This window comes from Endozoicomonas sp. G2_2, from assembly GCF_017744135.1.
In the GTDB taxonomy this organism is placed as follows: Bacteria; Pseudomonadota; Gammaproteobacteria; order Nevskiales; family Salinisphaeraceae; genus Salinisphaera.
The window spans coordinates 1-633 of record NZ_JAGHQU010000033.1; the positions used below are offsets into that span (position 1 = coordinate 1).

The window sequence follows — 633 nt, forward strand, 5'->3', positions numbered from 1 at the left end:
TTTGCCGGGCTCGATCTGCTTGAGCTGCACATCGTTGTTGTGTGCCCAGTTCAGCATGGCTTTTCCAATGAATTCAGGGCCATTATCTGATCGTATGACCGTCGGCAGGCCGCGTGTGAGCGCCAACTCATCCAGCACACGAGAGACCTGCATGCCGCTCATCGACCGACCGGGCACCAGCGCGACGCACTCATGGGTCGCGTCGTCGACGATGCCCAGGCACTTGATGGCGCGACCATCAGCGACTCGATCGAAAACAAAATCCATCGACCAGACTTCGTTCGCCCGAGCGGGGCGTATCAACGGCTGCCGGTCGGATATCGGCACCTTCTTTCGGCGTCTTCGTCGAACCTGCAAGCCTTGCTCGGCATAGAGTCGTTCGACGCGCTTGTGGTTGACGGCCCAGCCGGCCTGGCGAAGTTTGAGATAGATCATCGGCGCGCCATAGCGGCGGTAACGCTGAGCCAGGCGCAGGATCTCAGCGCGTAAGCGCTCGTTTTGATCCGGCGCCGGCTGATACCGGAATGCGCTGGCACTCATCGCCACCACGGCCAGCGAGCGCCGTTCGCTCAAGCCGCGCTGCCCCATGAACCGCACCAGCTCGCGCTTGGCTGCTGCGGTTACCATTTTTTT

The 633-nt window shown here is 61.1% G+C and carries 1 protein-coding gene; it reads right to left on the reverse strand.

Annotated features, from left to right (window positions below):
• Window positions 1–633 (reverse strand): DDE-type integrase/transposase/recombinase (locus J7355_RS17590; protein WP_209065062.1); only part of this gene is annotated, 633 nt, incomplete at both ends.